This window comes from Pseudobutyrivibrio sp. MD2005, from assembly GCF_000621865.1.
GTDB lineage: Bacteria > Bacillota > Clostridia > Lachnospirales > Lachnospiraceae > Pseudobutyrivibrio.
Map to the genome: position 1 here is coordinate 1 of NZ_JHXE01000031.1, position 4234 is coordinate 4234.

The following is a 4234-nucleotide window of genomic DNA, read 5'->3' on the forward strand; positions in this document are numbered from 1 at the left end:
TTCGAAAATGCAATTTCGACTGCTAAAGATCCTAATGACTCATCAGGCCCACAAAGATTTGCAAAGGCAGTTTTACCTGCTGAAAAATCTTGCGTCCTTATATCTCCGTATTTACTGTATTTCTCCTGTAAATCCAGTATCATATCTTCTACTGTCTTTACCTGCGCATTATATGCTTCCGATTTTTCTTTAAAATCATTCTCTATTTTAGTTAAATCGTCGTAACTTATGTATGCCTCTGGGTCACTATCTACAGTGAGTTTAAAGTTTTCAAGTATTGTTGCATGCAAGCTATCTATGTCATCATGCAGCTTTAAAATATCATTTAAAAGTGTTGTTTCAGTATCACTCAGCATAGTTTTTGCTGCATCTGCATCCACGCCCATCCAAGTGTCTGTAGTTGCCACTGCATCCATTGCTACAAAATGCTCATTTGCATAATTCTCAAAATCTGTGAACGAATCAGACCAATCGCCAAAATACTTATTCGTCGCTGGTACATCGAAAAACTTACCTGCATTAAAATCGGTGCATCTGTATATCGTATAATCGATAATACCTGATGCTCTTATTATAGCCGCTGCTATAGCTCCCATTTATTGTCTCCTCTTTATGCTAGTTTCCTACACCTATTACATCACTGACGACCTGTTTGTATATTGTTAAGCATTTTCTGCATTAGAGCTTCCGGCTTTTACTGTTTTCCTTGTAATAATCATTAATATAGATACAACAAAAATAAAAATAGTAGCTCCTAACGAAATCGTATCTACGTATCCGGTCTTTAGATTTCCTACAAAAGATAGTCCATATACACCTGCTGCAATGCCCATGATAACAAAAGCTGTAACTTTACTTCCTTTTGCTGCCATAACTGCTAAAACAGCCATAATAATTAAAATGATATTTGCTCCTAATGCTCTAGCTAATGAATATATAATGATTTCCATAATTTTCCCTTTCTTCGCTTTGTACTTATTCTTGATATGTTATTTCCGATGCTGCTGCTTCTGTCTTTTCACGCCAGATTGCTTCTTCCTCTTCGGTCATGACTCGAAAACTTACATCATTCTCCTCGCAATATTGTTGTACATAGGAGCCTTCTGGGGCTACTAGTGTGCCATCTATAGAACAGTCATCTATCCCATTTATTTCATTCGTTCCAAAAAATGCTTCAACATTTTCTGGAATCTCAATATTCAAACCACATATTGATTCGGGGATATACATTTTTCCCTCTAATTCCTCTTTTTCTAAGTCATATAAATGGTAATTGTAGAGATACTTTATTCCTTCTGGAATAATGATTTCATCTATTGGGCCATTGTAAAATAAAAGAACATTATCTCCTACAACATAATATTTATCATCTTCATGATTCTTTTTGAAATTCGTCCAATTATAATCTGATCCCGATACATACACAACTGATTTTGGATAATACACTTCCTCTAGTCCTGTACTCGCATATGAAGCATGAATTTCCTCCACACCTTCTGGTATTTTTAATGTTTTTAGTTTTGGTGCATCCCATATATCTGTGTATATAACTTTTGTTCCTTCTTCAAAAGTTCCTGATTCAACATTTTTACAATGGCCAATATCTACTCCCCAATGCACATCATCTGATTTATACTCTATGTATACACTTGTTATTTCATCATTATTTTCGATATCATCCATATTATATACATCTCTTCCCAGAAGTTTCGCTGGTAATACAAATTCCCCCTTTCCCTCAAATGATTTTATATATACCTCATTTGGTTCAACATTAAACCTGCATTTATAATCGCCTACCATACATATAAAATCCGTCATTTCGACATTAAATCCTCTTATCTTATTTGGTAACACATCGCTACCATCACCTCGATAATCTATAAAATAAGCTTTTTTTGTTGTTAGATCAAAACAGTATTTGAAATTCCCTATCCATACTCCAGCACCGCAAAACATAATTATTGTTACTAGTGCTACTAAACATAGTAAACTAATTATTATCACTAGTACTTTCTTAGTCATTGTCATATTCACCTTCATAATCTTGTGCAAATTCTGCCAAAGATTGTCCCTTTTCAATTTTTTCTGAAATATATGCATTCATTTCATTTGTAAAATATATTAGTATATCTTTTGGCACTTCTAATATTGATTCATAGGTATTATCACCATTTGCCCCATAAACCAATGTATTAACAGCCTTTGTAATTTCTTCATGCGTATAATTGTTTGTTAGCACATCCACCTTCAAAAGATGATCTATAATTCCTGATTTAATAATTTCATTTTCTTTAATCCTATCATCCAGCACTTCTATACCATTAGCATTCCAGTCTCTTATCATATTTACTTTATTTGGATCTGTTATACCAACATAATACGCTCCTGATTCATTACCCACATTAAAAGCTCCGGCATTATAAAATAATTGAGCGTTTATTTCGTTAAATATTTTATCTTTTTTTTCAGATATCTCTAGCATTCCCTCTTCATACTCTACTAGAACGGATAACAACGAAAGTCCACTTGCCGCATAAGGTGCTTTCTCACTTGCTAAGTCGGAAATATCACTTATTGCATCTGAACCACTATTCATGCATACATTTGCAATACCAGATAAAGCAGTACCAATTTTATCGCTAAAAATTGATACAACGGCAATAGCAGAATTAACTCCAAATTCTTCTGCCAGTTTTTCTTCTTCCTCTTGTAAATCATATAATTGACAACCCTCAATAGAATTTTCAGCTGCATATCCGCTGTATGATGATATTTCGTATTCTTCAAGTGCTAGTTGTTTCCCATTTTTATCATACTCTTTTACTGATATTTGATTTTGATTTTCATACTCTAAATCTACAGATATTCTTGACACCTTATCATCTGAGTATAAACCATATCGATATAATGAAAATGCATATAACTCGTTAAAACTTGCTCCATCTATAATGTTTGCTAAATCTTTTTCCTCTTCATACGATAAGTCTCCTGCTGGTATGGCCAAAGCGCCGTCAACAACAGCTTGTCTATAATACTTGCTTGCCACAGCATACTTTGTTAAATACTCATTTTCTTTTACACCACCTTGCCCATAATCTGCTGATGCCATTTGGCTCAAGAAATTATTATATGCCTTGCAGTAATCAACATCTTTGCTATCCTCATTATAGAGAGCATTCATTGACATATTTGCACCATATGCCGCAATATTATATTCTGCCGTTGCACTAAGCCCTTCTGGGTCAACATTAAAAACATTTGCATAAGAACCATCCGTTTTCATCAAATTGTCTATGAGTTCTACATCTGCAGATGTTTCTGTACAATTATAGGTTTCAACTATCTCGTCATCTGTCATCAATAAACGAGTGTAATCATAACAACCGGGATTGATTCGTTCCCAATATTCCATACAATCTTTCGTTCTTTTTTCATCTGTATGACATAAAAATTCCTTTCCATTCTTCTTATCCTTATCAGACAAGCTAAAGATTATTCCGACACCGTCAAGTTCAATGGATATATTTTGTTCAAAGGAAGCCCCATAGCATACTTTATCCATTTCAATGTCTTTTAATTCCTCTGTATATTGCTTTCCTTGCTCACTCGACGAATATTTCTTTAATTCAGCTAGATAATCACTATTAAAAAGATATTTTTCATTGCTATCTCGTGGCGATGTAAGAGTTAATCTTAAAATGTTTTCTATATGTGTCAGATATTTCTTTGATTTTTCTGTAGATAAATGTCCCTCAGCATATTCAGTACTAACATCATAAATCCTTGCTAGAGCTTTTTTTTGATTTTCACTGAAGTCATTCCAATACAAGCCTGAATCTGAATCCAGTCCACTCAAATCATCACCATATGCTTCAAAAAGATTTTTTATCTCCTCATCAACAGCTGCATTCCCCGTCATGTACTCTGCATATTTATTATCAATATTATCTAATATAGCATTACAGAGTAATGCTGGATTTTTTTCCATGATGAACGGTAACATTCTTCGATTCAAATCGGCTACTCTACTATCAAGATTTGCTTCCTCTATCAATATTTGTGTTTCGTTATCGAACTGTATGAGCTTTTGTCTACAGTTTGCTAGATATCCTTCTGGTTTATCATCACTGCAAAAATTCGAAAATGCAATTTCGACTGCTAAAGATCCTAATGACTCATCAGGCCCACAAAGATTTGCAAAGGCAGTTTTACCTGCTGAAAAATCTTGCGT

The 4234-nt window shown here is 33.9% G+C and carries 4 protein-coding genes; all 4 read right to left on the reverse strand.

Going from position 1 to position 4234, the window contains the following annotated elements; all coding sequences use genetic code 11:
* Positions 1 to 596, reverse strand: a 596-nt coding sequence (locus T498_RS15510) for a hypothetical protein (RefSeq protein WP_036978343.1), incomplete at its 3' end; no start/stop codon positions are given.
* A 66-nt stretch (positions 597 to 662) separates the two neighbouring features.
* Entirely contained in the window at positions 663 to 950 is a 288-nt protein-coding gene (locus T498_RS0109770; RefSeq protein ID WP_028235748.1) for a hypothetical protein, read from the reverse strand.
* A 25-nt stretch (positions 951 to 975) separates the two neighbouring features.
* Positions 976 to 2025: a hypothetical protein gene (locus T498_RS0109775; RefSeq protein ID WP_155951055.1), complete on the reverse strand. Its 1050-nt coding sequence runs from the start codon at positions 2023 to 2025 to the stop codon at positions 976 to 978.
* Positions 2018 to 4234, reverse strand: a 2217-nt coding sequence (locus T498_RS16935; protein WP_036978345.1) for a hypothetical protein, incomplete at its 5' end; no start/stop codon positions are given. The genes T498_RS16935 and T498_RS0109775, both read right to left, overlap by 8 nt.

Coding starts and splice junctions, on each gene's coding strand:
- T498_RS0109770 (WP_028235748.1), bottom strand. CDS start 950: ATGGAAATCATTATATATTCATTAGCTAGAGCATTAGGAGCAAATATC.
- T498_RS0109775 (WP_155951055.1), bottom strand. CDS start 2,025: ATGACTAAGAAAGTACTAGTGATAATAATTAGTTTACTATGTTTAGTA.